Below are 1,094 nucleotides of genomic sequence, written 5' to 3'. Positions count from 1 at the left end.
CCATGGTGCCAGCCCTCGGCGAGGACCGTGCCGTCGGGGGAGAGGATGACCGCGCCGACCTGCGGGTTCGCCCCGCGCGGTCCTCGGGCGGCGAGGTGGAGCGCTCGATCCATCGCGTTTCGCTCTGCCGCGTTCACTGCCATCCGTCGTCCTCCTCTGAGGCTCCGGGGTCAGACAGGGGTGGCGGAACGGACGCACGGATGCGTCTCGTGCTGCCTCCCTTCCGGACTAGCGAGGTCTCCCTCGCATCACCGTCGGTCCCGGAATTCCACCGGATCGGCATCTCGATCTCTCGAGACGCTCGCGGACTGTCACCGCCGGTTCGGATTCCCACCGACCCCGGAGCACGTTGTTGCTCTGAGTGTACTCAACGCGTCTGCGCAGATTTCATTCCAAGACATGGATCGGAGGGCGCCGATCCATGATCGCCCTCGACCCGCCAGTCGCCGGCGGTGCCTCCGATCTCCTCGGTGTCCGCGGCAGGGGGAGGTGGCGGGAGATACTCCGCATCGTCGGAGGCGTCGCGCTCGTTCATCGTTCCTCAGCCTCCGGAACCTCGGCTGCGGGCCGCGTCACCCGCACCGACTTCCCTCGTCATCGTTCGGATCCGCCTGTCATCACAGGTCATAGGCTGGAGGGATGACGATTCCTGCACTCGAACTGAACGACGGCAATTCCATCCCGCAGCTCGGCTACGGCGTCTTCAAGGTGCCGCCGGCAGAGACCGAGCGCGCGGTGAGCGAGGCGCTCGAGATCGGCTACCGCCACATCGACACCGCCGCGATCTACGGCAACGAGGAGGGCGTCGGTGCCGCCATCGCGGCTTCCGGCATCCCGCGCGACGAGCTGTTCGTCACGACGAAGCTCTGGAACGACCGCCACCACGACGACGAGCCGCGTGCGGCCATCGCCGAGAGCCTGGAGAAGCTCGGCCTGGAGAAGGTCGATCTGTACCTGGTGCACTGGCCCACCCCCGCGAAGGACGACTACGTGCACGCCTTCGCGAAGCTCATCGAGCTGCGCGAGGCGGGGCTCACCCGCAGCATCGGCGTCTCGAACTTCCTGGTTCCGCACCTGGAACGCACCGTGAAGGA

Annotated in this window: 1 protein-coding gene and 1 pseudogene; one reads left to right on the top strand and one right to left on the bottom strand. The window is 67.2% G+C overall.

Annotated features, from left to right (window positions below):
• Window positions 1-143: pseudogene (locus KZA10_RS18375) on the bottom strand (riboflavin biosynthesis protein RibD); the annotation flags it as partial.
• Window positions 144-639: 496 nt separating this feature from the next.
• Here KZA10_RS18375 and KZA10_RS15830 point away from each other — a divergent pair.
• On the top strand, window positions 640-1,094 hold a 455-nt coding region (locus KZA10_RS15830; RefSeq protein ID WP_218683362.1), incomplete at its 3' end, for an aldo/keto reductase.

This window comes from Microbacterium sp. BF1, from assembly GCF_019279095.1.
GTDB lineage: Bacteria > Actinomycetota > Actinomycetes > Actinomycetales > Microbacteriaceae > Microbacterium > Microbacterium maritypicum.
This window is presented reverse-complemented; position numbering and strand designations above follow the sequence as displayed.